Raw genomic sequence first — 26,796 nt, 5'->3', positions numbered from 1 at the left:
TACCGCGTCGTCGACCTCCCTGCTCTCCACCGCATCGGACGGGACGCGCGATTCCAGCAACACGAGGAGCGATCATGTCGTCCATTCAGCGCACCGCCGTCATCACCGGCGCCACCTCCGAGCGCGGGATCGGTCTCGCCACCGCCCGCCGCTACGCCGAAGAGGGCTGGGCGATCGTCGTTCTCGACCTCGACGGAGAGAAGTCCGCGAAGGTCGCCGCCGAGATCGGGAACGAGTTCGGTGTCCCGGCCTTCGGTCACGACATCGACGTCGCCGACGAGAACTCGGTCCAGCGGGCACACGACGCCGTCGCCGCCGAAGTCGCCGGCGGCAACCTCCCCGCCGTGGGTGCGCTCGCGAACATCGCCGGCATCACCTCGCCGGTGCCCTTCCTCGAGACCACGCTGGAACTGTGGAACAAGGTGATGGCGGTCAACGCCACCGGCACCTACCTCGTCACCCGCGCATTTCTGCCGGCCATGATCGACAACGGCTGGGGGCGTGTGGTGAACATGTCCTCCGTCTCCGCCCAGCGGGGTGGCGGCGTCTTCGGGAAGGTGCCCTACTCGTCCGCCAAGGCCGCGGTCCTCGGTTTCACCAAGTCACTCGCACGAGAACTCGGCGACAGCGGAGTCACCGTCAACGCCGTCACCCCCGGTGCGGTCGACACCAGCATCCGCGTGGGCAGCACCGCCGAACAGGAAGCCGCACTCTGCCGCGACATCCCCCTCGGCCGGGTCGCGACCACCACCGAGGTCGCCGCCGTCATCACCTTCCTGTCCTCGCAGGACGCCGCGTACCTCACCGGCACCACCGTCGACATCAACGGCGGCAGCCACCTGCACTGAGTCGGTGCAGCCACAGCGGTGGACGGTACCCACCGTCCACCGCCCGAATCCCCCGGGACACCCGATGATCGACCACACGACACTTCACGACGACCTACCCCCAACCGCCGCCGAACGCTGGGGATGGCGATACCGCGCCCACTGCCGCACCACCGAACCCTCCGCCTTCTTCGCACCGGACGGCGAACGACGCGGCGCCCGGATCAGGCGCGAACGACGCGCCAAACAGATCTGCGACGGGTGCGTCGTCACCCGGCAATGCCGCGCACACGCAACCGAACACCGCGAGACCCACGGAATCTGGGGAGGCACCACGGAAACTGACCGGCGCCGAGCCGGCCGGGCGCGATAGGTTCGAAAAAGATTCCGGCGAGTGTGTCGATTCATGTCACTCCCCGTTCGACCTGAGGATGAGAAGGTCCAAGAGGGACCTCGACATCCAAGGAGACGGAACCATGAAGTACATGCTGATCATGCGCGCCACCGACGAGACCTTCGCGGCGTTCCAGGAGGTTGACTTCACCGAGATCATGGAGGCGATGGGCAAGTTCAACGACGAGATGATCCGCGCCGGCGTGCTGCTCGCGGCCGAGGGTCTGGACCCCGACCCCGAATCGGGTGTGGTGGTCGACTACTCCTCGGAGACACCTGTGGTGACCGACGGCCCCTATGGCGAGACGAAGGAGTTGTTCGGCGGCTTCTGGATGCTCAACGTCGCGTCGAAGGAGGAGGYCGTCGAGTGGGCCAAGCGTGCCCCGATGGCTGGTCCCGGTTCCAAGGCGGAGATCCGCCGGGTCGCGACGATCGACGAGTTCCCGCAGGACAACGTGTGGATCCAGAAGGAGCGGGCGTGGCGCGAAGCGACCGGTCAGCTCTGAGCGGATCGACGGGTGACGGCCACACCGGGCGTGAGGCCGTCGCCGCCGTCTGGCGGATCGAGTCGGCACGGATCGTCGGTGCGCTCGCGCGGTACACCGGCGATTTCGCGCTGGCCGAGGACCTCGCCCAGGAGGCGCTGGCCGAGGCACTCGTGAGCTGGCCACGCGACGGGATCCCCCACAACCCCGCGGGATGGTTGCTCACCGTCGGCCGGCGCCGCGCGATCGACGCGTTCCGTCGGCGCTCCGCCCTCGACGAGAGGTACGCCGTCCTCGCTCACGACCTGGGCGAGGGCGGCGCCGTCTCGGGCAGCGGACCCGCCGATCCGGCCCGGGGCACCGGGGACGTGCTGTGGGATCCGGACCAGATCGACGACGACATGCTGGCGTTGATGTTCATCTCCTGCCACCCCGTGCTGTCGCGGGAGGCGAGGGTCGCGCTCACCCTGCGGGTGGTCGGCGGTCTGACGAGCGACGAGATCGCGAAGGTGTTCCTCGTCCCGACCGCGACCGTGCAGGCCCGGATCACCCGGGCGAAGAAGACCCTCGGGGCGGCCCGGGTGCCGTTCGAAGTGCCGCCCGCCGCCGAGCGGACCGGGCGACTCGGCTCGGTGCTCAGCGTGATCTACCTGATCTTCACCGAAGGGTCGTCGGCCAGCTCCGGTGACGACCTGATCCGCCTCGACCTCGCGAGCGAAGCGCAGCGCCTCGCTCGAGTGCTGACCCGGCTGGTGCCCGACGAGCCCGAGGTGCACGGTCTGCTGGCGCTGCTCGAACTGACCGCGGCACGGTTCCCGGCCCGCACGGGGGCGGACGGCGAACCGGTGCTGCTCGAGGACCAGAACCGTCGCCGCTGGGACCGCACCGCGATCCGCCGGGGACGCGCCGCCCTCGCCCGCGCGGAACAGGTCGGCCGCGGGCTGGGCGCCTACGGCCTGCAGGCGGCGATCGCCGAATGCCATGCCGTCGCGCCGTCCGTCGACGCGACGAACTGGGAGCGGATCGTCCTCATCTACGAGGCACTCGGCCGGCTCGCACCGTCACCGGTGGTCGACCTCAACCGGGCGGTGGCGGTCTCCATGGCCCAGGGACCGGCCGCGGCGCTGCCGATCGTGGACGAGCTAATGGCCGCCCGGGCGCTGTCGAACTCGCACCTGCTGCCGAGCGTTCGCGGCGAACTGCTCACCCGCCTGGGACGCACCGACGAGGCGCGCACCGAATTCGAGGCGGCCGTGCGGTTGTGCGGCAACGAGCGCGAGCGGACGGTGCTGGGACGTAAGCTCGCCGACCTGCGCTGACCCCGACCGGTGAGCGATCAGAGTGCGTCCAGGCGAGCCTTCAGCAGGCAGAACTCATTGCCTTCGGGGTCGGCCAGGACATGCCACTGCTCCTGCCCTGTCTGGCCGATGTCGGCCCGGCGCGCACCGAGCTTCAGAAGGCGGTCGAGCTCGGCGTCCTGATCGCGGTCGGTGGCGTTGACGTCGATGTGCAGCCGGGATTTCCCCTTCTCCGGCTCATCCCTGCGGCTGAGGATGATCGTCGGCTGCGGACCGCCGAACCCTTCGTGCGGCCCGATCTCCACCGAGCCGTCGTCCTCGCGATCGAGCACGACGAAGTCCAGGACCTCGCACCAGAACCGCGTCAGCAGCTCAGGGTCGCGGCAACCGAGCACGAGTTCACTGATACGACATGCCATGACGAAACCTGCTCTCAGCCCGGGAATTGCCGGGAGCCCACACACGAACCTCATGGGCTCCCAGCGGTGAAGACAATCCCGCGATCGTACCGGGCAGTGCTGCCGGCCATCCAGTGAAAAACTGGATTCGAGACCGACCTAGACGGGTGAGCCGACAGTGGCGTGACGGTACGTCGTCGTCTCGAAGTCCAGGTAGCCGCCGAACGACACGGGGTCGGCGAACGGCAGGACCTGGGTGGCCCAGTACCCGGCGATTCCGTTGCGGCGATCGATCCAGTAGTACGAGTTGGCGAGCCCGGCCCACCCGAGCGACCCCCGGGGCCGGCCGGTGGGTGCGTCCTCTTCGTTCACCATGAACGTGTACGCCCACGACTTACGCTGTCCGGGAAAGAATTCGGCGTCGTTGGTGAGGGCGGGTATTACGGCAGGCAGCATCCCGACCTCTTGTCCCTCGAGGCCGTTGCACACGGCGGCCTGCACCGTGTCGGCCCGCAGCACTCGGCCACCTGGGGCGTCTCCGTCGTTCAGCCACATCCGCAGGAACTTCAGGTAGTCGCCCACCGTGGAGTAGAGGCCGTGCCCGCCCATGTCGATCTCGGGAGTCTGCGGCAGCACCAGATCCAAGGGAGTGAGCCGGCCGTCCTCCTCGCGCTGGTGGATGGTCGCGCGCCGGGCAGCCATAGATCCGGTCAGGGTGAAGGATGTGTCGTGCATGCCGAGGGGCGCGAACACCCGGTCTGTCATCACCTCGCCGAGCCGCTTGCCGCGGATCGCCTCGACCACCTGGCCGGCCCAGTCGATGTTCGTCCCGTACTGCCACTTCTCGCCCGGATCGAAGAGCAACGGCGTGGTCAACGACGCCCGGGTCGCGGTGATCACGCCGGGTTGACCGTGCTCCACCCCCAACCGGTTGTAGGTCTCGTCGAAGAAGTCGTATCCGAACCCGGCGGTGTGCAACAACAGCATCCGGGTGGTGACGTCCCGCTTCGGTGCTCTCAGCATCGGATCGCCGTGGGCGTCGAATCCCTCGATGACCTGAATGTCACCGAGTTCCGGAACGTATTCGCGGGCCGGCGCGTCGAGGTCGAGCAGACCCTCCTCGACGCACTGCAGCACGGTGGTCCCGGTGATCGCCTTGGTGGTGGAGAAGATCGCGAACACGGTGTCGGCGGTCATCGGCTCGCCGTCGGCCAGGGACCGCACCCCGGCGGCACCCTCGAACACCGTGCGGTCGCGATCGGTCACCATCGCCACCACTCCGGGCACCCTCGGCGCACCTTCCTCGGTCACGCTGTCGAGAACCTTGCCGAGCGCGGCGTTGAGATCGGACATCCCACTCTCCTGTCGTGTCTGTGGCACTGATGGAACGTGACGTTATGACCGGGCGGAGGGTGGCGACGTCTCAGTTCGGCACGGCACGTCTCGGTTCGGCACCTGCTGATGGCGCCGGGATCTTGGTCAGCAGTTCGTGGGTGGCCTGGGCGATGTCGGGGTCGATACCGAGGGCGCGGAGCATGGCTGCCGCGGCGTCCATTTCGTCGGCGCGGCGCCTGGCGTGGCGACGCGTTCCGTCGACGACGCGGGCAATCGTGGCGGCGTCGGCCCGGGTCAACTCGTCGGCGATATTGGTGGTGAGCCATTCTTCGAGGCCGAGCGCGCGACCCGCGGTGAGGGCTTCGACGATGGCCGCGGACATGCCCTTGTAGAAGATGCTGCGCAGCAGTTTTCGTTCCGCGGCCGCACCCGCCGGTGCGTCGAGGATGTCGACGGATGCCCCGTGACGGGTGAGGATTTCCGCGGCCCGGTGTGCGTCGCGACCGCTCGCCATCAGAGGTGTCCGGAGTCCGCGGCCGGGGACCGGAGCCATGATCGCCACGTCGACGAAACCGAGTCCGCGTCGCGCGGCGTGGGCATCGAGGGTGCGTTTGAGGTCGGGCGCGGCGGTGTTCATGTCCACCCAGACGGCATCGGCACTCATTGCGGGGCTTCCCCGTTCGAGTGCGGCCTTTGCGGCGCGCGCGTTGTTCACGCTGAGGACGAGGTCGGCGGTGTCGACGGCCTCGGCCTCGGACCGGCACGCGATGGCTCCGTCCGGTGCGGCGACTGCGGGGTCGAAGGCGCGAACTGAAGCGTCGGCGGCGATCAGATCGCGCGCGAATGCGTCGCCTGCCTCGCCGAGTCCGAGGACGGCGATCGTCGTCTGCTGGGTCATCGGTTCCTCTTTCCTGGGTGGATCTGGTGCCATGTGCGATCCAGGTGACGACGGGTCGGTACAATATCGGTAACAATTTTGGTGATGATCTGAGCGGAGATAGCCCGATGCCGGTGAAGGAAGCTCGCGAGCACAGCACGGATCAGGCTGCGGTCACCGACCTGATTCGCACAGCGATCCTCGACGGGGATTTCGCGCCCAACCAGCGCATGGTCGAGGCAGACCTGTGTGCGCAGTACGACGCCAGTCGCAGCGCGGTCCGGGCGGCCCTGCATGAACTCACCGCCCAGGGCCTCGTCGAACGGATCCAGAACCGCGGCGCCCGCGTGCGGTCGGTGTCGCTGGACGAGGCGGTCGAGATCACCGAGGTACGGATGGTCGTCGAAGGACTGTGCGCGGCGAAGGCGGCCCAGAAGATCACCGACGCGGAGATCGAGGAACTCACCGCCCTGCGCGAGGAATTGACGACGTCGGTCTCGGCCGGAGACGTGTTCGGGTATTCGCGAGCGAACCAGTTGTTGCACAAACGCGTTCGGGAGATCAGTGCGCAGCGCTCGGCCGACGAGATCCTCGAGCGCCTGCGTGGCCAGCTGGTGCGACACCAGTTCAAGCTGTCGATGCACCCCGGCCGGATGTCGGTGTCGCTGCCCGAGCACGTCGCGATCATCGACGCGGTCTGCGCGCGCGACCCGGAGCGGGCGGAGGCAGCCATGCGGCACCACCTGGCGAGCGTGACCACTGCGCTCGAGGACGTCGCCGAAGCCCGGCAGGGATGACCGCACGCGGGCATTCACAAGGAGACCCGTTCGCGCACTGAACTCGTCGTCGCACGCGACCCGACGCGGTCCGTCACGAAGACCACCACCAGCGCTGCCACCGCGAGCAGGGCGGCAACCGCGAAGGCCCCGAACCCCCACCGTGGAGTCCCGGAAGCGACGAGCACGCCGCCCAGCCAGGGGCCGAAGACAGCGCCGAACCGGCCGATCCCCGACGTGAGCCCGACGGCGGTGGCCCGGAAGTCGGCCTCGCTGTGCGCGGCGGCGCCGGCGTAGACCATGGTCTGGGCGCTGAACAACCACACACCGGTCGCGAAGACCACGGCGTAGGTCGCGGCGAGCGGCATCTGCACCGACAGCGCCGCGATACCGATCGCGGTCAACGCGAACCACACGAGCGCGGTCGGGATCGGTCCGACCCGGTCGGCCACCTGCCCGGCGATCAGCATGCCCGCGATGCCACCGAGATTGATCACCAGCAGGAAGCTCAGCGCCGAGCCGAGTTCGTACCCGGTCGACCGCATCATGACCGGCAGCCAGGTGGCCACCCCGTACACCAGCAGCAGCCCGGCGAACGACGCCGTCCACAACGCCGGGGTGGTGATCGCACGGGATCCGGTGAAGAGCAGGCGGATCCGGTGCGCAGTCGTCGACGACGCCCCGCCCCTGCCGGTCGGGGCCGTCACGAAGTCCGCGACCGCCACACCTCGACTGCGAGCGAGCGCTTCGGCATCGGCGACGCGGCCGCGAGCGAGCAGGTACCCCATCGATTCGGGGAGGAACTTCAGCATGAGCGGCACGGCGAGTATCAGCGGTAGGCCACCGAGCAGGAACAGGAAGCGCCATCCGCGGCTGTCCAGGAAAAGCATGCTCAGTCCCGGAGCGAGGATGCCACCGGCCTGATGGGCGGTCATCAGCGACGCGACCATCAGGTTCGCCCTGCCGCACGGGGCGTACTCCATGACCATCGAGATGGCGGTGGGGATGAGCCCGCCGAGGCCGAGGCCGGCCACACCCCGCGCCGCTGCGAAGACCTCGACAGAGGGGGCGGCCGCGCAGGCCAGTGACGCGATCGAGAACAACGCGACGCCCGCGACGATCGCGGTGCGCCGGCCGAGCCGGTCGGCGATCGGTCCGGCAGCCAGCGCGCCGATCAGCATGCCGAGGGTCGCGACGCTGCCCACGGTGCCGGCGGCTCCGGGGCTCATTCCGAGGGCCGGGTCGGCGAGCATGCGCGGCAACACCGCACCGTAGACGAAGGTGTCGAGCCCGTCGCACAGGATGGCGAACCAACACAGGGCCAGCACCGTGAGAGCGAGGCGGGTCCGGGCGCGCTCGGACTCGGTGTGGTCGATGGTCATGGGCACTCCAGATGGTTGTGGGGCTTCAGCCCTGGTCATGCCGTGGTGGGTGCTGTCGGTACCTCCACGGGCGGATCGGTGAGCCGGGCCTGCCGGGTCCTGGGTCCGAAGACGGCGAGAGCGAGCGCACCGACCAGCCAGCTTCCGGCGATGAAGTAGAAGACGCTTTGATACCCGGTGCCGGTGTACAGCGCGGCGATGACGAGCGGACCGACGGCGTTCGACAGACGTCCGAGCCCGTAGGAAACGCCAGTGCCCAACGACCGGGTCCGAGTGTCGAACAGTTCCGGGGAGTAGGCGTAGGCCACTGCGGTGTACCCGCGCTCGAAGAAGTTCACGAGGAAGCCGAACACCACGATCATGATCGGGTTGAACGTCAGCCCGTAGAAGAGGCCGCAGATCGCGATCACCACACCGAATGCGACGAGGCACCACTTGCGTTCGACGCGGTCGGTGACCTGTGCGGCGAGGAAGCAGCCCAGCGGCGCACCGACCGTCGTCAGCGCGACGTAGAAGATCGACTTCTCCACGCTGAGGCCCTCCTGCGCCAACAGGGTGGGCGCCCAACTGGAGTAGCCGAAGAAGCCGACGGTCTGGGTCACCCACATGACCGAGAGCAGGACCGTGGGAACCAGGTATCTCTTCTGCAGGAGCAGCCGCAGCGGAGCCTTGGTCTGCTTGGTCGCAACCGCGATCGGGGCGGCAGGATCGGGCAGCGGGCCCTTCTCCGCGGCGACGCGGGATTCGATCTGGCTCAGAACGGCGTCGGCCTTCTCGTACTGCCCCTTGCTCTCGTACCAGCGGGGCGATTCCTTCAGGTGCCGGGTGAAGAGGAGGAAGAGGATGCCGAGACTGCCCCACAGGTAGACCAGCCGCCACGACCAGTCGGTGAGCGGAACGACCGCGGCGGCAACGAGGTTGGTGATCGGCGTGCCGCAGATGCCGATGACGATGGCGTAGGCCTGGTACTTCCCGCGAACGGCGGCGGGGTAGATCTCGTTGACGTAGATGACCGCCACCACGGTCATCGCCGACAGCCCCGCCGAGGTGAGAACCCGCAGTACGCCGAGGGACACGATGTCCCAGGAGAACACCGACGCGAACGAGAAGACGGCGAACCACAGGGTGGTGATGGCCAACGCGTCCTTACGGCCCCAGCGGTCGGCGATCCAGCCACCGATGAGGGAGCCGAAGAACATGCCGACGAAGGACAGGGAGGTCACGTAGGCGACCTGGTTGACGGTGACCCCCCACAGCTTGACGAGTTTGGGGACGGTGGTGGCGAACGTGTTGATGTCCGCGAACTCGAAGAAGTAGGCGAACGAGACGGCCACCAGGGTGATCTTGTGGAACCGCGAAATCGGCAGGCGGTCCAGCCGATTCGCTGCGTTGGAATGCTGCACGGGACAATCCTTCTCGGGAAATGTTGCAGTGGAGGGAGGGCTCAGTAGTCCTCGCCCGGCCAGTACAGGCGCATCGGATTGGCCACGAGGAGCTTGTGCTGCAGTTCCGGCGTGGTGGCCACGTGGGGAATGTGGTCGACGAGGAGCCCGTCGTCGGGCATGTGGTCGGTGAGATTGGGGTGGGGCCAGTCGCTGCCCCAGAGCACCGAATCCGGGAACTCCTCGACTACTCGCCGACTGAAGGGCACGACGTCGGTGTAGGCGTTCTCTTCGCCGTTCAGCGCCGGCGGGCCGGTGACGGTGAGCCGTTCCGGGCAGCTGACCTTCACCCACGCCTCGTTACGCGCGACGAAGCTCAGGAATCGGCTGAACTCCGGCCCGTCGACAGGTCGAGTGACGTCCGGTCGTCCCATGTGGTCCACCACCAGCGGGGTGGGCAACGTGTCGAGGAAACCCTCCAGGCCTTCCAGGTCGGGGCCCTCGAAATAGATGACGATATGCCAACCCAGGGGAGCGATCTTCCGCGCGATGGTGGTCAGGTCGTCCTTCGGGGTGCCCTCGACCAGTCGCGGAAGAAAGTTGAACCGCACTCCTCGCACGCCCGCCTCGTCGAGTCGGCGCAACTCGGTGTCGGTGATGTCGGGGCGGACCGTGGCGATGCCGCGTGCCCGGCCGCCTGCCGCCTGAACGGCGTCGACCATCGCGCTGTTGTCCGCTCCGTGGCAGGTCGCCTGAACGATGACGTTGCGACTCATCCCGAGGTGATCACGCAGCGCGAAGAGTTGATCCTTGCTCGCATCGCACGGGGTGTACTTGCGTTCGGTCGCGAAGGGGAACTGGGCGCCGGGCCCGAAAACGTGGCAGTGGGCGTCCACCGCTCCCGCCGGCACCTCGAAGCGCGGCGTGGATGGGTTCTGGTACCAATCCAGCCAGCCCGGGGTCTTGGTGAAAGGTCCGGTCCCCGCCAGTAGTGCGGACGTACTTCCCTGGAACGCGCGTCGACTCAGATCCGACATAGTTTCTTTCTCCTTGGCATCCTGCACAATGCGTCAGCAGTGCGGCCGTTGTGTCCATGTTGACCGGAATCCCTGCGGGCCAACGAGTACCGACGGCACCACATCGCTCGCGCCCGAATCGGCGCGGCGCCGCGGCGCCGAACGAAACAGCCGGCATGGCACTCCTCACAGCGATGATCCGATCGCGTGACTCAGGTCACTCGGCACATAACCTATACGATCCGCCACGATCTCCACAACCTTCTCGTCGTGAAAAATGAGTACGTGATTGTTGACAATTTGGTCGGCAATATGCGCTACTTGCTACCGGGCGAGGTGCCCCCGTCCACATCTCGGACAGCGAGGAAAGGAATCACTCATGGCACATCAGGTAGAACCGGCCCTGCTGGTCGTCAGCGCCCACGCGGGCGACTTCGTCTGGCGGGCCGGCGGAGCCATTGCCGCCGCCACTGCTCGCGGCGAACGCGCGAAAGTCGTGTGCCTGAGCTACGGCGAGCGCGGTGAATCCGCTCGGGCATGGCGGGACGGCAAGTCGCTCGAGGAGATCAAGGACATCCGGCGGGGAGAAGCGGAAGCGGCCGCGTCGGCACTGGGAGCGGAGATCGAGTTCTTCGACGCCGGCGACTACCCGCTGCTGCCCTCGCCGGAGTTGGTCGACCGGTTGGTGCACGTCTATCGCGACGTCAATCCGACTGTCGTGCTGACCCATCCGCTGATCGACCCGTACAACGCCGACCATCCCGCGGCCGCCCGAATGGCGCTCGACGCCCGCATCCTGGCCCAGGCGATCGGGTACCCCGCCGAGGGTGAGCCCCTGGGCGCCCCGCCGGTGTTCTTCTTCGAGCCGCACCAGCCCGAGCAGTGCGACTTCAAGCCGAACGTGCTGATCGACATCACCGACGTCTTCCCGCAGAAGCGCAAGGCGATGGAATCCCTTGTGGCGCAGGAACACATGTGGACCTACTACACCGACCTCGCGCGACGGCGCGGTGTCCAGGTCAAGCGCAACGCCGGACCGAACCTCGGCTTCAGCACCGACACGATGGGTGAGGCGTACGTGCGGTACTACCCGCAGGTGGCGGAGGTGCTGTCGTGAAAGACCCCGTGATCCTCACCGACCCGGCCAAGACCCCCCTCGACACGGTCGACGCCCTCGCCGACTTCGGCACAGCGACGGTGCACGAGGCGCAGGGGCGTACCGGCCTCGCCGGCCCGCAGTTCCGGCCCATCCAGTCCGGCGCCCGGATCGCCGGCACCGCCGTCACCGTCCTGTCCTGGCCCGGCGACAACCTGATGATCCACGCCGCCATCGAACAGTGCAGCGCCGGCGACATCCTGGTGGTCACCACCAACTCCCCCTCGACGGACGGCATGTTCGGCGAACTGTTCGCCACCGCCCTGCAGGCGCGGGGTGTCCGCGGACTCGTCATCGACGCCGGCGTCCGCGACGTCGCCGAACTGAACGAGATGGGCTTTCCCGTGTGGTCCACCGCGGTGTCCGCGCAGGGCACGGTCAAGGCCACCGCCGGCGCGGTGAACATCCCCGTGACCCTGGGCCTCGTGTCCGTCGACGCGGGCGACGTCGTGGTGGCCGACGACGACGGTGTGGTCATCGTGCCCCGCGCCACCGCCGCCGACGCGGTCGCCGCCTCCCGCGCCCGGCTGGAGAAGGAAGAGGCTGCGCGACAGTCCTTCCGCGCCGGCGAGCTGGGCTTGGACCGGTACGGTCTGCGTCCGGTCCTCGACTCCCTCGGCGTGCGGTACCTGTCGCAGAAGCAGTACCGGCTGGAACAGCAGGAGACGCTGTAATGGGCGGCATCGCCTGCACGTGGATGCGGGGCGGTACGTCCAAGGGGGCGTTCTTCCTCGCCGCGGATCTCCCCTCCGACCTCCGCGAGCGGAACGATCTCCTGCTGCGCGTCATGGGCTCCCCCGATCCCCGTCAGATCGACGGGATCGGCGGTGCCCACCCGCTCACCAGCAAGGTCGCGGTGATCAGCCCGTCGGATGATCCGCGCGCAGACGTCGACTACCTGTTCCTGCAGGTTGCGGTGGATCAGGCCCTCGTGTCGTCGGCGCAGAACTGCGGCAACATCCTCGCCGGCGTCGGCCCGTTCGCCGTCGAACACGGCCTGGTGCCTGCCGATTCCGAGCACACGAGTGTCCGGATCCGGATGGTCAATTCGGACGGCTTCGCCACGGCAACGTTCCCGACACCGGGCGGGCAGGTCGATTACGCCGGCAGCTGCGAGATCGCCGGAGTGCCCGGCGCCGCCGCACCGATCAGCATCGCGTTCTCCGGCACCGCCGGCTCGACCTGCGGGACGCTGCTCCCGACCGGCCGCGTCGTCGACACCATCGACGGAGTGGACCTCACCTGCATCGACAACGGCATGCCGACCGTCCTGATCGCCGCCGCCGATCTCGGGGTGAGCGGACACGAAAACCCCGCGGACCTCGAGGCCGACACCGACCTGGCCGACCGGCTCGCCCACATCCGTTCGCAGGCAGGCAAATTGATGGGCCTCGGCGATGTGTCCACCACGACCGTCCCCAAGATGACCTTGGTCGCCGCCCCGCTCGGCGACGGCACCCTCGACACCCGCACGTTCATCCCCGTGCGGTGCCACACCGCCATCGGCGTGCTCGGAGCGCTCACCGTCGGCACCGCGGTCCGGATCCCCGGATCGGTCGCCGATCGACTCAGCCGTCACCGCGACGACGGCGTCGTCCGCATCGAACACCCCACCGGGTACTTCGACGTCGACATCGACCTGACCTACACCGGTGACGCCGGCGTCGACATCCGCCGCGCCGCCGTGATCCGCACCGCCCGCACCCTGTTCGACGGCACTGTCTACCCCCGGCCCGCCGGCCCCCACACCGAGGACAACTCATGAGCACCGACGACGCCCGCTTCGACATCGCCCACCTCGGCTACGTCGAACTGTTCACCCCGACCTTCGACGAGAGCAGGTGGTTCTTCACCGAACTGCTCGGCCTGCGCGAAGTCGCCGCCGGCGGCGACAGCGTGTACCTGCGTTCGTGGGACGACTACCAGCACCACTCCCTCAAGCTCACCGCCCACGACACGTCGGGCATCGGGCGGCTGGGTTACCGGACGTCGAGTTCCGCGGCACTGGAACGCCGTGTCGCGGCGATCGAGGCCGCCGGCCGCGGCATCGGGTGGCGCGACGGTGATCCCGGAATCGGTAAGACCTACACGTTCGCCGACCCCGACGGTCACCCGATGGACCTGTACTGGGAGGTCGAGAAGACCGCTCCTCCGGCGGAGTTCGCGCCGGCGCTGAAGAATCAGGCCGAACGCTACCCGGGGGCGCCCGCCACGGTCCGCCGCCTCGACCACGTGAACTTTCTCGCCGCCGACGTCGAGACCAATGGAACCTTCGTCCGGGACGTCCTCGGCGGCCGTCCCACCGAACAGATCCGGCTGAACACCGGCAAAATCGCCGGACAGTGGCTGACCTTCACCAACAAGAGTTACGACGTGGTGTACACCGAGGACTGGACGGGCAGCAACGGGCGTCTGCACCACATCGCGTTCGCCACCGACACCCGCGAGGACATCCTCCGCGCCGCCGACGTCTTCCTCGAAAACGGCGTCCACATCGAGACCGGACCCCACAAGCACGCCATCCAGCAGACATTTTTCCTCTACGTCTACGAGCCGGGCGGCAACCGCATCGAGTTCTGCAACCCCGGAGCGCGGCTGATCCTCGATCCCGACTGGGACGTCATCGAATGGACCGAGGCCGAACGCTCCAAGGGCCAGGCGTGGGGAATGAAGACCATCGAGACGTTCCACACCCACGGCACCCCACCCGTTCCGAGCACCCACTGAGACACGGGACGCACCGCCGAAAGGGACCGACATGACCGACGACGTCACGGGCGGCGAATCGCACGCGAGTGTCCGCACCGACCGGCCCGAACGGTACGGCAAACAACTCGTGTCCCACCTCGGCCGCCGCAACGGCGGAGAGTGGACACCGGACACACGATCCGGCTGGATCGACCTGGCCGGCGGCCGCGCCACGGTGACCGCCGGCGACGGTGAACTTCACCTGCACCTCGTCGCCGAATCCGACGAGCTGCCCCGACTGGAAGACGTCGTCGGAAGGCATCTCGTCAGATTCGGCGAACGTGACGGTCTGACCGTCGGATGGAAACGGGACGGTCAGGTGCCGACGTAGGCCGCGAGGTGCTCGCCGGTGAGGGTGGAGCGGGCGGACACCAGATCCTCCGGCCTGCCCTCGAACACGATCCGGCCGCCGTCGTGGCCGGCGCCCGGGCCGAGGTCGATGATCCAGTCGGCGTGCGCCATGACCGCCTGGTGATGCTCGATGACGATGACCGACTTACCGGAGTCGACGAGCCGGTCGAGCAGTCCGAGCAGCTGTTCGACATCGGCGAGGTGCAGGCCGGTGGTCGGTTCGTCGAGGACGTAGGTGTCGCCCTTGTCGGCCATGGCGGTGGCCAGCTTGAGCCGCTGCCGTTCGCCGCCGGACAGCGTGGTGAGCGGCTGTCCGAGGCTGAGGTAGCCGAGCCCGACGTCGGCGAGCCTCTGCAGAATCTTGTGCGCCGCCGGGATCCGTGCCTCGCCGGAACCGAAGAACTGCTCGGCCTCGGCCACCGGCATGGCGAGCACTTCGGCGATATTCCGGCCGCCCAGCGTGTACTCGAGCACCTCGGCCTGGAACCGCTTCCCCTCACACTCCTCGCAGGGGGATTCGACGGTGGCCATCACACCCAGGTCGGTATAGATGACACCGGCGCCGTTGCATGTGGGGCACGCGCCCTCGGAGTTGGAACTGAAGAGCGCCGGCTTCACGCCGTTGGCCTTCGCGAACGCCTTGCGGATCGGCTCGAGCAGCCCGGTGTAGGTCGCCGGGTTGCTTCGTCGGGAACCCTTGATCGCGCCCTGGTCGATCGACACCACGCCGTCCCGCCCGGACACCGAACCGTGGATCAGCGAACTCTTGCCCGAGCCCGCCACTCCGGTCACGACCACCAGCATGCCGAGTGGAATGTCGACGTCGACGCCGCACAGGTTGTGGCTGTCTGCGCCACGCACCTCGAGTGCCCCCGACGGTGTGCGCACCGACTGCTTCAGGGACGCCCGGTCGTCCAGATGCCGCCCGGTGAGCGTGTCACTGGAACGCAGACCCTCGACGGTGCCCTCGAACACCACCTGACCACCCTCGGTGCCGGCGCGCGGTCCGAGGTCGACGACGTGGTCGGCGATCGCGATCGCCTCCGGCTTGTGCTCCACCACCAGCACCGTGTTGCCCTTGTCGCGCAACTGCAGCAGCAGGCCGTTCATCCTCTGGATGTCGTGCGGGTGCAGGCCGATGGTCGGCTCGTCGAAGACGTAGGTGACATCGGTGAGCGACGAACCGAGGTGGCGGATCATCTTCGTGCGCTGCGCCTCTCCACCGGACAGGGTGCCCGACGGCCGGTCGAGGGAGAGGTACCCCAATCCGATCTCCGTGAATGAGTCGAGGAGATGTTGCAGCCCGGTGAGCAGCGGGGCCACCGTTTCCACGGCGACCCGTCCTCCGTCCGCTCCTCGCTCCTTCGTCGCTGCGATGCTCCGTCGTCCTCCTGTCGCCGGCGGTTCGTCCAGACCCCGGACCCAGTCGGCGAGGTCGCTGATCTGCATCGAGCAGACGTCGGCGATGTTCTTGCCCTTGATCTTCGACGATCGGGCACCCTCGCTGAGTCGGGTGCCGTCGCAGTCGGGGCAGGTGGCGAACGTGATCGCCCGTTCCACGAACGCGCGGATGTGCGGCTGCATGGCGTCGACGTCCTTGGCCAGGAACGACTTCTGGATCTTCGGGATCAGACCCTCGTACGTCACGTTGACGCCCTCGACCTTGATCTTGGTCGGCGGCTTGTAGAGCAGGTCCTGCAGTTGCTTTTTCGTGAACTTCGCGATCGGCTTGTCCGGATCGAAGTAGCCGCAGCCCCGGAAGATGCGGCCGTACCAGCCCTCCATGCTGTAGCCGGGGATCGTCAGCGCGCCCTCGTTGAGCGACTTGCTGTCGTCGTAGAGCGCCGTCAGGTCGAAGTCGGTGACCGAGCCCCGGCCCTCGCATCGCGGACACATGCCGCCGGTGATGCTGAAGCTCCGCCGCTCCTTCGTCTCCTGACCGCCGCGCTCGATGGTGACCGCGCCCGCGCCGGAGATCGACGCGACGTTGAAGGAGAACGCCTGGGGCGAGCCGATGTGCGGCTTCCCGAGCCGGCTGAACAGGATACGCAGCATCGCGTTGGCGTCGGTGGCGGTGCCGACGGTGGAGCGGGGGTTCGAGCCCATCCGCTCCTGGTCGACGATGATCGCCGTCGTCAACCCGTCGAGTACGTCGACGTCGGGTCGCGCCAGTGACGGCATGAAACCCTGCACGAAGGCGCTGTAGGTCTCGTTGATCATCCGCTGTGACTCCGCGGCGATCGTCGCGAACACCAGCGAACTCTTGCCCGAGCCGGAGACACCGGTGAACACAGTCAGCCGGCGCTTCGGAAGCTCGACACTGACGTCCTTGAGGTTGTTCTCGCGCGCGCCGTGCACGCGGATGAGATCGTGACTGTCAGCAAGGTGCAGATCCGGCGACTCCGAGTTTTCCCGTCGCTTCGCTCGCCCCGTCGTGCCCGTCTTCGTGCCCGTGCTCATCCTGTCTCCCTCTCTTGGGCGGAGCCGCCTGCGCGGTCTCCGTCAGCGTCGATCAGCGCAGTTCCTGGATACGAACCATGTTGCCCGCGGGATCGCGGAAGGCGCAGTCACGAACCCCGTACGGCTGCTCGGTCGGCTCCTGAACGACCTCCGCGGAGTCGCTGGCCTGCAGCTTCTCGAAGACGCCGTCGAGGTTCCTGGTGGCCAGGTTGATGGCTGCGTAGGTGCCCTTGGCCATCATCTCGGTGATGGTGCGGCGCTCGTCGTCGGTGATACCGGGGTCGGCGGCCGGCGGATGCAGAACGATGGACGTGCCGGGCTGGTCGGCCGGGCCGACCGTGATCCAGCGCATCCCGTTGTATCCGACGTCGTTGCGGACCTCGAAGCCGAGAGTGTCGCGATAGAAGGCCAACGCGGCGTCCGGGTCGTCCTGCGGGAGGTAGGTCTGGTGAATTGTGATGTCCATGGGATCACGATAATTACGAATCAGCGACCTGCGCTTCTCGATTCCTGATCGGTCTGGTGACCTGTTTCGCCACGCACGACGGAATGCCCGCCGTCGCGTCCGCCTCCTGGCGCCGGTAGGTGCTGGGCGGGACCCCGGTCAGCTCGGTGAACCGCGTGCTGAAGGTGCCCAGCGACGAGCAGCCGACCGCGAAACACACCTCGGTCACGCTGAGGTCACCACGACGCAGCAGCGTCATCGCCCGCTCGATGCGCCGCGTCATCAGGTACGAATACGGAGACTCGCCGTACGCGAGCCGGAACTGACGGCTGAGGTGCCCGGCCGACATGTTCACGCCACGGGCGAGCGACTCGACGTCCAGCGGCTGCGCGTGCTCCCGATCGATCCGGTCGCGGACGCGGCGCAGCAGCGCGAGGTCGCGTAAGCGCTGGTTCTCAGCGGTACTGCTCGTCACAAACGAGATCGTGCCACGTCGAACCGGAGTTGCCTAGCGTCACTCGCCCCGCCCTCACGCTCCTCACGCCGGGTCGGGTGTTGCGCCTCGGCAGTGGTCGACGAGCGAGACCTGTTCGTCCGGGGCCGGCAGTCGGTCCCGCTCGGCACCGTCCAGGTGGCGAGCTTCCACTGAACCCAGCTGCTCCCAGTAATTCTCCGACCGCCCCAGCGGAGTCCGCCGAAAGTCCATGCGTCGCCCTCCCTGGATTGCCAGGTCCAGTCGTTGTCTGGGCACCCGGGCCGCCGCGACCGTTACCGCATCGCCGCGGCCCGCCACCCCTCCGCACCGAGTCTTCCCCGCACCGCGAAGCCGAGACAGGGCCGTTCGGCCCTACCACCACGAGATCGGGCAGCGTCATCGACGGCTGCCCCCGAGATCAGTAATGTTGAATGGCGTCCGGCCGCCTCACGCGGCCACGCTTCCGGAGCGCCTCGATCACCGAGGAGGAGCGGATGACCGAGATCGATACCTCGCACGAGCACTGCCTCGTCGACTCTCTACGCGCACGCGACGAGTCGGCGTTCGCCGAACTGGTCGACCTGCACACACCGATGATGCTGCGCGTGGCGCGGGGATACGTGGCCAGCGCCGAGGTCGCGGAAGACGTCGTCCAGGAAACCTGGATCGCCGTCCTCCAGGGCATCGACAGATTCGAAGGCCGCTCCACCCTCCGTACCTGGTTGTTCCGGATACTCGTCAACATCGCCAAGAAACGGGGAGTGCGGGACCGGCACGATGTCGACGCCGCGCTGGCCGCCTACACGGGCAGCGCCGCCGTGGACCCGTCCCGGTTCCTGCCCGCATCCTCCCCGGACGATCCACACCACTGGGCGACTCCGCCGACCAGCTGGCCGGAGACCCCCGAGGGGTCGGTCCTCGGTGCGGAGGTGCTCGACGTCGCCGGCCGCGAACTCGAGCACCTACCCGACCGCCAGCGGATCGTGGTCGTTCTGCGTGACGTCCTCGGCTACGACGCCGAGGAAGTGTCCGCGATGCTCTCGATCACCCCGGCGAACCAGCGGGTGCTGCTGCACCGGGGTCGCGCGCACGTGCGCCAGGCCCTCGAGGATTATCTTGGAACGGGAGCGTGAGACATGGAAGACATGGACTGCCAGGACCTCGTCGAACTCGTCACGGCCTACCTCGAGAATGACATGGATCCCGATGCCCGGGTCCGATTCGAAACCCATCTGGGCGAATGCCCGGGATGCGCCACCTATCTCGAGCAGATCGAGCAGACGGTGCACACCCTCGGCGCGCTGCCCCCGGACGAGCTCGATCCGGCGTTGCGGGACCGCCTGCTCGCCGCGTTCCGCAAGTGGCGTTGACGGCGGGAAACTCGCTTCAAAAATAATGTCCGGCAGGGTGTAACGTTTCGCGCCCTCGCAGACACCGTTCGAGTAGCCGTGAACGTTGGGTTCGCGGCACTCGGACAGGAATTCAGACCATGAACGCCACACATTCGCACCAAGACGACCGACGCACTCACCGCGGCTCGCTGCGGAAGCGGATCGTGACCGTGGTGGTGGCTGCAGCCGCATTCGGCGTCCTTCCCGTCGGCGTCGCGGGCGCGGACGTGCCGGCCGCGGAACACCCGGTCGCCGCAGTGGCCGCCCCTGACACCGGCCGCGACATCCCCGGCGGCAACGACGATCGGACCCGCGATCGGCAGCGCGACCAGCGGCAGGAACGCCGGGCCGAGAACATGCCCACCGATCAGGTCGCGATCATCTGGAACGTCCCAATCAACTGAGTTTGCATACCAACTGAGGGGCAGCATCTTTCGCCACACCCTCGGCTCGGCACCTCCGCCGGTCGGCAATCGGCGGGGCTGCTGTCGCCCTTCGTTCACCGCTGTGTGTTATTCAAGGCTCATGACTGCGTCGTCGATCGATCCGCCCGTAGGAGCCACCCTCTCAGCCATCCGGGCCGTCGCACCCAAGCTGGCTCCGAGCGAGCGTCGGGTGGCGGACGTGTGCGTGGAGCGTCCGCAGGATGTTGCGTGGTGGTCGGCGGCCGATGTCGCGGAACACGCAGAGACATCGACTGCCACCGTGATTCGTGCGTGCCAGAATCTGGGTTTCAAGGGGTTCCAGCACTTACGGATGTTGCTGCTACGGGATCTGGGGTCGGCCGATACCGGATCGGGGGGAACACCCGCCCACGAAGAGAACGGCACCGGACTGGTGCGGGCTGTGTTCGCCGAGCTGGCGACGGATCTCGCCGGCGCCCTGGCACCGCTCGACGAAGACTCGTTCGAGCGGGCGGTGACGGCGCTCGCGGAGGCGGAGCGGGTGCTCGTTGTCGGCAACGGAGCGTCGGGACCGTCGGCGGCTGCCGTGGCCGTGCGGTTCATTCTCAACGGCCGCCACGCCGAGGCGCCGACCGACGCCGTGATCCAGCAATTGACTGCCGGGCGCCTGACCTCCCGTGACGTGTGCCTCGCGGTGAGCGACAGCGGGTTGAACTCGGTCACCCTGCGTCCGGTCGAGGCCGCGCGGGCAGCGGGGGCCACGGTCATCGGCGTCACCAGCTACGCCCGTTCGACTCTCGTGGAGAAATCCGACATCGGACTGGTCATCGGCGGCGGTACGGGACCGTGGGGTGGACTGGGCGCATCGGCCACGGTAGTGCAGCTCGCGTTCCTCATCAGCCTGCAGATCGCTGTCTGCCGGGCGCGGGGGGACTCGGCCGAGGCAGCGGCAGAGGCGTTCAAACAGATTGTGCCGCTGATCTATCCGTGATGGCATCGTGCTACAGCCGTTGCGCGAAGCATCACCGCTGATTGGATCGCCATTTGCCCGCCATTAACCTGACCCTGGCTAACTACCGATGTAACGAAATTCCCCGTCTCGTCGAGATTGGGTAACGTCATTTCATCGGGAGAGGCCAATGGGCAGGATTCGGATCGAGAATCTGAGTCGAAAGTTCGCAGATTTCACCGCCGTCGACAACATCGACCTCGACATCCGGGACGGCGACTTCCTGGTCCTCCTCGGGCCCAGCGGATGCGGAAAGACCACGCTGCTGAGGATGCTCGCGGGGCTGCTCGCGCCGACCAGCGGACGGATCCTGCTCGACGACGACGACATCACCGCGGCGCCCTCCCGCCGCCGGGACGTCGCGATGGTTTTCCAGAGCTACGCGCTCTACCCGCACCTCAGCGTCGCGAAGAACCTCGCGTTTCCGTTGCGTGTCAAAAAGATGCGCAAGTCGGAGGCAGCGGAGCGCGTCGATGCCGTCGCCCGGCAACTCGACATCGCGCACCTGCTCGACCGAAAGCCGAAGGAACTGTCCGGTGGCCAGCGGCAGCGCGTTGCAGTCGGGCGCGCGATCGTGCGTGATCCGAAGGCGTTCCTGATGGACGAGCCGCTGTCCAACCTCGATGCGAAGCTCAGGACCGCGACGAGGCGCGAGCTCACCGACCTCCATCGTCGCCTCCGCGCCACATTCGTGTACGTCACCCACGATCAGGTCGAGGCGATGACGATGGCGACGCGGATCGCGCTGCTGAACAACGGCGCACTCGAACAGGTCGGAACACCCGAGGACGTCTACGACCGGCCGGCGTCCGTGTTCGTCGCAGGGTTCCTCGGCAGTCCCGCGATGAACCTGCTCGACGCACGCGTCCGCACCGTCGACGGCACTGTTGTCGCGTCCGCCGAGGGCGTGACCGCACCGCTGTGGCGTGGACAGACCGACGGCCGCGACGTCGTCCTGGGCATCCGGCCGGAGCATCTCCGCGTCGCCGACCCTGTGGATCATCCCGGGGTACGGCTGTCGGTCGACGTCACGTCCGTCGAGAATCTCGGCAGCGAGCAGGTCGCGTACTGCGAGGTCGGGGGTGCCACGGTCTGCGTGCGCGCACCGCGACCGATTGCACTGCGCGCCCATCGATCCGCCGCCCTGACCGCGGATCCCGCCCACGTTCACCTCTTCGACCGCGCGACCGGACGCCGCCTGGAATGGGTCGACGTCCCGGAACTCACCGACTCCGACTCCGCGGCCCCCACGGCTGTGGACCACTCTCCCGAAACACTTTCCGCAACAGGAGCAGCGTGATGCGTAGACCGACATTTACTGTCGTCGTAGTGGCGGCCGTGGCCGCCGCTCTGACCGGCTGTGCCACCGGCGGAGCCGCGCCGGGCGCCTCGGGCACCGGCGCACCGGTCCCGGAACTGTCTCCCGACCAGCAGGTCGACATCGTCTTCGAGTCGTACAACCTCCAGCAGGCCGGGCTCTGGTCGGACACGATCAACGGCCTCGTCGCCGACTTCGAGGCGCAGCACCCGAACATCCACGTGAAGGCCCAGCCGCCGCAGGGCAGCGGCACGGCCGGCGCCGGAACCGCGAGTAGTGTGCAGACGCAGATGCTCGCCGGCTCGCCCCCCGATGTGGCCCAATTGACCTTCGACACTCTCGATTTCGCCGTCAACGAACTCGGCGCCCAGTCGCTCGACGGACTGTTCGGAGCCGAGGCCGTGGACGCGACGTTCAGTGGAGAGCATCCGTTCCACCCGCGGGCCGCAACCCTCGGCGACTGGGACGGCGAAACGTACGGCATCCCGTACGTGTTCTCCACACCCACCCTCTTCTACAACGCGACCGCGCTCACGAAGGCCGGGCTGCCCGCCGACGCCGACCTGTCGACGTGGCCGAAGGTGGTGGCTGCCGCCAAAGCCGTGACCGCGGCGACGGGCAAGCCGGCGCTGTCCGTGTCGTGCTCGGTCAAGGGCGGCAACTGGTGCATGCAGGCGCTGTTCCGCTCGGCAGGCGGCGATGTGCTGTCACAAGACCGCAAGACCATCGAATTCGGCGAGCCCGGTGCGGTGTCGGCGGTGACCGCGTTGCGGCAGATGTACGACGACGGCGTCCTCGCCAACCTCGACTCGACCACCCAGTACGAGAGTTTCGCGAAGGGCGACGTGGCGATTCAGCTGCAGACGTCGGCTCTGCAGGGGATGTTCATGAAGTCGGCGGCGACTGGCGGCTGGGACCTGCGTGCCGCGCCGATGCCCGCCTTCGAGGGTCACGCCGCGGTGCCCACCAACTCGGGATCCGCTCTGTTCACGTTCTCCCAGGATCCGGCGAAGCAGCGCGCGTCGTGGGAGTTCATCAAGTTCATGACGAGCGACCATGCGTACACCGAGATCTCCAGCAAGATCGGCTACCTTCCCCTGCGCCCGTCCCTCACCGAGGATCCGGCATCGCTGAAGGAATGGGCCGACAACAACCCCCTCCTGGCACCCAATCTCGGTCAGCTCGACACGCTCGAGGCCTGGAAATCCTACCCCGGCAACAGTTATGTGCAGGCCGACGACATCCTCGGCCAGGCGGTGGAGGACGCGGTCTACTACGGCAAGGATCCGGCCGCCACCATGCAGGCGGCTCAGCAGCGCGTGCAGGAACTCATTCAGTAACCACTTCCGACAGAACGAGACACCGACACCATGACCAGCACCCTGCCTGCGTCGACGAATCATCGACGCCTGAATCTGACCGGCACCTATAACTTCCGCGACCTGGGCGGTTTCCCGACTGATACGGGGACCACCAAGTGGAACAAACTGTTCCGGTCGGACGCGCTTCACCAGCTCGACCAGCCGGCCCGCGACCTGCTCCGGAAGCGGAGACTCGCTCTCGTCATCGACCTCCGCGAACAGCAGGAGCTCGACGACAGTCCGAGCGCACTCGACGGCGTCGGACACCGGGTGGAACACCTGCCGGTGTACGAGGGCGAGATCGACCTCGACGGTGCGAACTTCGACCTCGCGGTCGTCTACCGCGACATGGTCGAGAACTACGGACATCGTTTGACCCGCGCCGTCCGCGCCATCGCCGCCTCGGGCGATGACCCGACCGTCGTGCACTGCACCGCGGGAAAGGATCGCACCGGGCTGGTCGTCGCTCTCACCCTCGCGGCGGTGGGTGTCGATCAACGGGACATCGTCGCCGACTACGCGATGTCCGAGGTCCTGCTGGCCGGCGACTGGGCGCTCGGCATGGCCGAGAAGATGCGCGGCCGCAGCCTTCCCGACGGCGTGGACGTCGATCACCTGGTCGGCGCCAGCCCGGCCGTGCTGATGCGCACGACCCTCGACTCCATCGCAGCCGCGCACGGCGGCGTCCGCGACTACCTCCTCGGCCACGGCATGACCGAGCGTGAACTCGACGACCTGCGCGGCGCACTCGTCGCCTGACACCCACTTCCACAGGAGAGACCTCATGTCCCAGTACGGGGAACCCGACCATTACATCCTGCATGTGAGCGACACCCACTTCGTGACCGATGGCGCCCTGCTCCACGATTCGGTCGACAGCGACGCCAACCTCTCCCGGCTGTTCGAGCGGCTCGAGAAGGCCGGCAGACGACCCGAGGCCATCGTGTTCACCGGCGACCTCGCCGACAGGGGCGAGCCCGAGGCGTACGTGCGCCTGCGCCGGATCGTCGAGCCCGCCGCGGAGCGCCTCGGCGCGAAGGTGATCTGGGTGATGGGCAACCACGACGCCCGGCCCGCCTTCCGGAGCGGCCTGCTCGACACCGAACCCACCCAGGACTCGGTCGACGCGGTCGTCGATGTCAACGGATTGCGGATCATCGTGCTGGACAGCACCGTTCCGGGTTTCCACCACGGTCTGATCAGCGACGAACAGCTGGCCTGGCTGACGGACGTCCTGGCCGAACCGGCACCGCACGGCACCCTGCTCGCCCTGCACCATCCGCCGGTGCCGGGCCTTCTCGACGCCATCGAGTCGGTGGAGCTGAAGGAACAGCACCGGCTCGAGACGGTGCTCGCGGGCACCGACGTCCGCGGAATCCTCGCCGGACACCTGCACTACTCCACGACGTGCACGTTCGCGGGCATCCCGGTGTCGGTGGCATCGGCCACCTGCTACACCCAGGATCTGCTCGTCGACGAGGGCAGCATCCGCGGTCAGGACGGCGCGCAGGGTTTCAACATGGTGCACGTCTACCGCGACCGTGTCCTGCACACGGTCGTCCCCCTCGACGTGTCCCCCGCCGTGTACGAAATGACTGCGGACGATATTCGGCAGTCGATCGAGCAGCTCACGGCGCCCGGCGTCTGATGTTCGTCGAAGTTCCAGCCGCTACTCCCGCCGGCCACGCCGAGACACCGACGGTTCCGTCGCGGGCCGGCCGGGTGCGGCGGGGTCTCGCGCCGTACCTGTATCTCCTGCCCGCCGTCGTTCTGCTGATCGTGTGGATCTACAAACCGCTCGGGGAGACCATCGGCCTGTCGTTCTACAAGTGGAACATGGTGCCCACCAGCCCGAAGGTTCCGGTGGGAATGGACAACTACGTTCGCGTACTGTCGCTGCCCGAGCTCCATCAGGCACTGCGGAACACGATTGTGTACGTCCTCGCGTTCATGGTGTTCTCGTTGCTGCTGCCGATGGTCGTCGCGCTGCTGTCGAACCGGGTCGCCGGACGGTGGAAGACGCTCTACCAGGCCCTGATCTTCGTCCCGTTCCTCATCACCCCGGTGGCCGGCAGCGCGATCTGGCGGTGGCTGTTCAATCCCGAAGGCGGCACGATTCCCCGGGTGGCCGCAACCCTGGGGTTCGAGTTGGGCAACGTCTTTCGAGAACCCGGCCTCGCGATGCTCGGTGTCGTGCTGATCGTCGGGTGGCAGATGCTCGGCTTCGGTGTGCTCGTCATCTCCGCCGGACTGGCCGGAATCAATCCCGACTACGCGTCGGCGGCGGCCCTCGACGGCGCGTCGCAAGCGACCATCACCCGCAAGATCACCCTGCCGCTGCTGTCCCCGACGCTCGTGTTCCTCGGCCTCATGACGATTCTTCTGGGGGCGCAGTGGGCGTACCCGATCATCGACATCGTCACGCAGGGAGGTCCGAGCGGTGCCTCCACCAACATCTACTACCTGCTCTACCAGTTCGGATTCCAGAATTTCGACGCAGGACTGTCGGCTGCTGCGGGAACCCTGTTCTTCCTGGGCTTCGGATTGATCGCAGTCGTGTTCGTTCGTGTGTCGGACCGGCTGAGCTTCTACGACAACTAGGACACCCCATGGCATTTGCACTCGTCGATGCGCCGGCCCGATCGTCCACCGCCGCTGCCCCGACCCGCGATCCCGGCGACGCCCCGGGCGCCATTCGTTCCCGCAGCCGGGTGGCGACCGGGCACGTGGTTCTCGCTGCCGTCACTGTGTTCAGTATCTTCCCGGTGTACTGGATGTTCGCCACCGCGTTCCGCCGTCCCGAGGACTCCCTGTCCGTCAGCCCCGTGCCGTCTCCGTTCAGTCTGGACAACTTCCGCTACGTGTGGGAGACCATTCCGATGGCGTCGATGCTCGTCAACACGTTCGTCATGGCGTTGGCGATGTCCGTCAGCCAGCTTCTGGTTGCGATCCTGGCCGCCTACGCGTTCGCGCGGTGGTCCTTCTTCGGGAAGCAGGTGTTGTTTCTGCTGTTCGTGGGATCGTGGCTGGTGCCGTTCCAGGTCACCATGATTCCGAACTACCTTCTCATCTCACAGATGGGTCTGCTGAATACCGTTGCCGGGATCGTGATCCCGAATCTGTGTTCGGCGTTCGGTGTTCTGCTGATGCGCCAGCACATGGAGGCGTTTCCGCGAGAGTTGCTCGATGCCTCCCAGATCGATGGCCAGAACTCGTGGGCCACCCTGTGGAAGGTGTTGCTGCCCAACATGAGACCGGCACTCGCTGCACTGGGTATCATGTTGTTCATCTCGGCATGGAACGAGTACCTGTGGCCGTCACTGATCATGCGCCAGTCGAATGCGGTCGTCCAGATCGGAATTCGCGGTTTCCTCGGCGCGGAAGGCAACAACTGGGGCGCTGTGATGGCCGCGTCCGGCCTCGCCTGCCTCCCCATCTTCCTGATCTACCTGTTCCTCCAGCGCTACGTGCGCGACGCATTCGTCCGCTCTGGCCTCAAATGACCGTCA

At 67.3% G+C, this 26,796-nt stretch carries 30 protein-coding genes; 20 read left to right on the top strand and 10 right to left on the bottom strand.

Annotated features, from left to right (window positions below; all coding sequences use genetic code 11):
• Positions 1 to 74 precede the first annotated feature (74 nt).
• From AC1D1G_RS04665 to AC1D1G_RS04650, 4 genes are all read left to right on the top strand, one after another.
• Complete coding sequence (locus tag AC1D1G_RS04665; RefSeq protein WP_280782775.1) at positions 75 to 848, top strand: SDR family NAD(P)-dependent oxidoreductase; 774 nt, start codon at positions 75 to 77, stop codon at positions 846 to 848.
• A 64-nt stretch (positions 849 to 912) separates the two neighbouring features.
• Positions 913 to 1,200: a WhiB family transcriptional regulator gene (locus AC1D1G_RS04660; protein WP_280782776.1), complete on the top strand. Its 288-nt coding sequence runs from the start codon at positions 913 to 915 to the stop codon at positions 1,198 to 1,200.
• A gap of 103 nt (positions 1,201 to 1,303) precedes the next feature.
• The gene (locus AC1D1G_RS04655) at positions 1,304 to 1,726 is read left to right on the top strand and encodes a YciI family protein (protein ID WP_477951371.1); all 423 of its coding nucleotides are present in this window, start codon (positions 1,304 to 1,306) and stop codon (positions 1,724 to 1,726) included.
• Positions 1,699 to 3,024: an RNA polymerase sigma factor gene (locus AC1D1G_RS04650; RefSeq protein WP_477951370.1), complete on the top strand. Its 1,326-nt coding sequence runs from the start codon at positions 1,699 to 1,701 to the stop codon at positions 3,022 to 3,024. Before AC1D1G_RS04655 ends, AC1D1G_RS04650 begins: the two co-directional genes overlap by 28 nt.
• 17 nt (positions 3,025 to 3,041) lie before the next feature.
• Here AC1D1G_RS04650 and AC1D1G_RS04645 read toward each other — a convergent pair whose 3' ends face one another.
• The 3 genes from AC1D1G_RS04645 to AC1D1G_RS04635 form a co-directional block, all read right to left on the bottom strand.
• Positions 3,042 to 3,422 (bottom strand): VOC family protein, encoded by a 381-nt coding sequence (locus tag AC1D1G_RS04645; protein ID WP_477951369.1) that lies wholly within the window; start codon positions 3,420 to 3,422, stop codon positions 3,042 to 3,044.
• 138 nt (positions 3,423 to 3,560) lie between these two features.
• Positions 3,561 to 4,754, bottom strand: coding sequence for a methyl acetate hydrolase AcmB (gene acmB / locus AC1D1G_RS04640; RefSeq protein WP_283335728.1), 1,194 nt, complete (start codon positions 4,752 to 4,754; stop codon positions 3,561 to 3,563).
• Between the two features lie 70 nt (positions 4,755 to 4,824).
• Entirely contained in the window at positions 4,825 to 5,634 is an 810-nt protein-coding gene (locus AC1D1G_RS04635) for a DUF1932 domain-containing protein (protein WP_477951368.1), read from the bottom strand.
• A 107-nt stretch (positions 5,635 to 5,741) separates the two neighbouring features.
• Here AC1D1G_RS04635 and AC1D1G_RS04630 point away from each other — a divergent pair, with 107 nt between their 5' ends.
• Positions 5,742 to 6,410 (top strand): GntR family transcriptional regulator, encoded by a 669-nt coding sequence (locus AC1D1G_RS04630; RefSeq protein ID WP_317570882.1) that lies wholly within the window; start codon positions 5,742 to 5,744, stop codon positions 6,408 to 6,410.
• Positions 6,411 to 6,424: 14 nt separating this feature from the next.
• Here the strand turns inward: AC1D1G_RS04630 and AC1D1G_RS04625 are convergent, their stop codons facing one another.
• Genes AC1D1G_RS04625 through AC1D1G_RS04615 form a run of 3 tightly spaced genes read right to left on the bottom strand, consistent with a single transcriptional unit; the run spans position 6,425 to position 10,190 of the window.
• Complete coding sequence (locus AC1D1G_RS04625; RefSeq protein WP_477951367.1) at positions 6,425 to 7,771, bottom strand: MFS transporter; 1,347 nt, start codon at positions 7,769 to 7,771, stop codon at positions 6,425 to 6,427.
• 35 nt (positions 7,772 to 7,806) lie between these two features.
• Positions 7,807 to 9,174 carry an MFS transporter gene (locus AC1D1G_RS04620; protein WP_477951366.1) on the bottom strand — a complete coding sequence of 456 codons (1,368 nt, stop codon included), beginning with the start codon at positions 9,172 to 9,174 and terminating at the stop codon, positions 7,807 to 7,809.
• A gap of 41 nt (positions 9,175 to 9,215) precedes the next feature.
• Positions 9,216 to 10,190, bottom strand: coding sequence for an amidohydrolase family protein (locus AC1D1G_RS04615; protein ID WP_477951365.1), 975 nt, complete (start codon positions 10,188 to 10,190; stop codon positions 9,216 to 9,218).
• A gap of 358 nt (positions 10,191 to 10,548) precedes the next feature.
• On the opposite strand from AC1D1G_RS04615, the gene AC1D1G_RS04610 reads away from it, so the two are divergent.
• From AC1D1G_RS04610 to AC1D1G_RS04590, 5 genes are read left to right on the top strand one after another with little or no spacing between them, the layout of a single operon-like run.
• Positions 10,549 to 11,286 carry a PIG-L deacetylase family protein gene (locus AC1D1G_RS04610; RefSeq protein ID WP_280782785.1) on the top strand — a complete coding sequence of 246 codons (738 nt, stop codon included), beginning with the start codon at positions 10,549 to 10,551 and terminating at the stop codon, positions 11,284 to 11,286.
• The gene (locus tag AC1D1G_RS04605) at positions 11,283 to 11,999 is read left to right on the top strand and encodes a 4-carboxy-4-hydroxy-2-oxoadipate aldolase/oxaloacetate decarboxylase (protein ID WP_477951364.1); all 717 of its coding nucleotides are present in this window, start codon (positions 11,283 to 11,285) and stop codon (positions 11,997 to 11,999) included. The genes AC1D1G_RS04610 and AC1D1G_RS04605 overlap by 4 nt, the downstream gene beginning before the upstream one ends.
• Positions 11,999 to 13,090, top strand: coding sequence for a 4-oxalomesaconate tautomerase (locus AC1D1G_RS04600; RefSeq protein ID WP_477951363.1), 1,092 nt, complete (start codon positions 11,999 to 12,001; stop codon positions 13,088 to 13,090). The genes AC1D1G_RS04605 and AC1D1G_RS04600 overlap by 1 nt, the downstream gene beginning before the upstream one ends.
• Positions 13,087 to 14,052 carry a VOC family protein gene (locus tag AC1D1G_RS04595; RefSeq protein ID WP_477951362.1) on the top strand — a complete coding sequence of 322 codons (966 nt, stop codon included), beginning with the start codon at positions 13,087 to 13,089 and terminating at the stop codon, positions 14,050 to 14,052. Before AC1D1G_RS04600 ends, AC1D1G_RS04595 begins: the two co-directional genes overlap by 4 nt.
• 31 nt (positions 14,053 to 14,083) lie before the next feature.
• The gene (locus AC1D1G_RS04590) at positions 14,084 to 14,404 is read left to right on the top strand and encodes a DUF2218 domain-containing protein (protein ID WP_477951361.1); all 321 of its coding nucleotides are present in this window, start codon (positions 14,084 to 14,086) and stop codon (positions 14,402 to 14,404) included.
• On the opposite strand, the gene AC1D1G_RS04585 is transcribed toward AC1D1G_RS04590, so the two are convergent.
• The 4 genes from AC1D1G_RS04585 to AC1D1G_RS04570 all read right to left on the bottom strand — a co-directional run bounded on the left by AC1D1G_RS04585 (position 14,389) and on the right by AC1D1G_RS04570 (position 18,035).
• Positions 14,389 to 16,884: an ATP-binding cassette domain-containing protein gene (locus AC1D1G_RS04585; RefSeq protein WP_477951360.1), complete on the bottom strand. Its 2,496-nt coding sequence runs from the start codon at positions 16,882 to 16,884 to the stop codon at positions 14,389 to 14,391. The two genes, AC1D1G_RS04590 and AC1D1G_RS04585, sit on opposite strands and share 16 nt — an antisense overlap.
• 52 nt (positions 16,885 to 16,936) lie before the next feature.
• Positions 16,937 to 17,350: a VOC family protein gene (locus AC1D1G_RS04580; RefSeq protein ID WP_005260756.1), complete on the bottom strand. Its 414-nt coding sequence runs from the start codon at positions 17,348 to 17,350 to the stop codon at positions 16,937 to 16,939.
• A gap of 13 nt (positions 17,351 to 17,363) precedes the next feature.
• Positions 17,364 to 17,804, bottom strand: coding sequence for a helix-turn-helix transcriptional regulator (locus tag AC1D1G_RS04575; protein ID WP_477951359.1), 441 nt, complete (start codon positions 17,802 to 17,804; stop codon positions 17,364 to 17,366).
• A 63-nt stretch (positions 17,805 to 17,867) separates the two neighbouring features.
• Positions 17,868 to 18,035 carry a hypothetical protein gene (locus tag AC1D1G_RS04570; protein WP_477951358.1) on the bottom strand — a complete coding sequence of 56 codons (168 nt, stop codon included), beginning with the start codon at positions 18,033 to 18,035 and terminating at the stop codon, positions 17,868 to 17,870.
• Positions 18,036 to 18,235: 200 nt separating this feature from the next.
• On the opposite strand from AC1D1G_RS04570, the gene AC1D1G_RS04565 reads away from it, so the two are divergent.
• The 10 genes from AC1D1G_RS04565 to AC1D1G_RS04520 all read left to right on the top strand — a co-directional run bounded on the left by AC1D1G_RS04565 (position 18,236) and on the right by AC1D1G_RS04520 (position 26,790).
• On the top strand, positions 18,236 to 18,937 hold the full coding sequence (locus AC1D1G_RS04565; protein WP_477951357.1) for an RNA polymerase sigma factor: 702 nt from the start codon (positions 18,236 to 18,238) through the stop codon (positions 18,935 to 18,937).
• 12 nt (positions 18,938 to 18,949) lie between these two features.
• Positions 18,950 to 19,174: an anti-sigma factor family protein gene (locus tag AC1D1G_RS04560; RefSeq protein WP_280782878.1), complete on the top strand. Its 225-nt coding sequence runs from the start codon at positions 18,950 to 18,952 to the stop codon at positions 19,172 to 19,174.
• Positions 19,175 to 19,293: 119 nt separating this feature from the next.
• The gene (locus AC1D1G_RS04555; protein WP_477951356.1) at positions 19,294 to 19,599 is read left to right on the top strand and encodes a hypothetical protein; all 306 of its coding nucleotides are present in this window, start codon (positions 19,294 to 19,296) and stop codon (positions 19,597 to 19,599) included.
• A 121-nt stretch (positions 19,600 to 19,720) separates the two neighbouring features.
• Positions 19,721 to 20,590: a MurR/RpiR family transcriptional regulator gene (locus tag AC1D1G_RS04550; RefSeq protein ID WP_317570893.1), complete on the top strand. Its 870-nt coding sequence runs from the start codon at positions 19,721 to 19,723 to the stop codon at positions 20,588 to 20,590.
• A 148-nt stretch (positions 20,591 to 20,738) separates the two neighbouring features.
• The gene (locus AC1D1G_RS04545; protein WP_283335743.1) at positions 20,739 to 21,908 is read left to right on the top strand and encodes an ABC transporter ATP-binding protein; all 1,170 of its coding nucleotides are present in this window, start codon (positions 20,739 to 20,741) and stop codon (positions 21,906 to 21,908) included.
• On the top strand, positions 21,908 to 23,266 hold the full coding sequence (locus AC1D1G_RS04540) for an ABC transporter substrate-binding protein (RefSeq protein ID WP_477951355.1): 1,359 nt from the start codon (positions 21,908 to 21,910) through the stop codon (positions 23,264 to 23,266). Before AC1D1G_RS04545 ends, AC1D1G_RS04540 begins: the two co-directional genes overlap by 1 nt.
• 30 nt (positions 23,267 to 23,296) lie before the next feature.
• Positions 23,297 to 24,046 carry a tyrosine-protein phosphatase gene (locus AC1D1G_RS04535; RefSeq protein ID WP_477951354.1) on the top strand — a complete coding sequence of 250 codons (750 nt, stop codon included), beginning with the start codon at positions 23,297 to 23,299 and terminating at the stop codon, positions 24,044 to 24,046.
• 25 nt (positions 24,047 to 24,071) lie between these two features.
• Complete coding sequence (locus tag AC1D1G_RS04530) at positions 24,072 to 24,935, top strand: phosphodiesterase (RefSeq protein WP_477951353.1); 864 nt, start codon at positions 24,072 to 24,074, stop codon at positions 24,933 to 24,935.
• Complete coding sequence (locus AC1D1G_RS04525; protein ID WP_283335747.1) at positions 24,935 to 25,888, top strand: carbohydrate ABC transporter permease; 954 nt, start codon at positions 24,935 to 24,937, stop codon at positions 25,886 to 25,888. Before AC1D1G_RS04530 ends, AC1D1G_RS04525 begins: the two co-directional genes overlap by 1 nt.
• A gap of 8 nt (positions 25,889 to 25,896) precedes the next feature.
• On the top strand, positions 25,897 to 26,790 hold the full coding sequence (locus tag AC1D1G_RS04520; protein ID WP_418340509.1) for a carbohydrate ABC transporter permease: 894 nt from the start codon (positions 25,897 to 25,899) through the stop codon (positions 26,788 to 26,790).
• The last annotated feature ends 6 nt before the right edge of the window (positions 26,791 to 26,796 follow it).

The organism is Rhodococcus sp. P3_B8 (assembly GCF_056402775.1).
The sequence above is the reverse complement of the archived record's forward strand: the minus strand, read 5'-3'. Positions and strand labels throughout refer to the sequence as shown.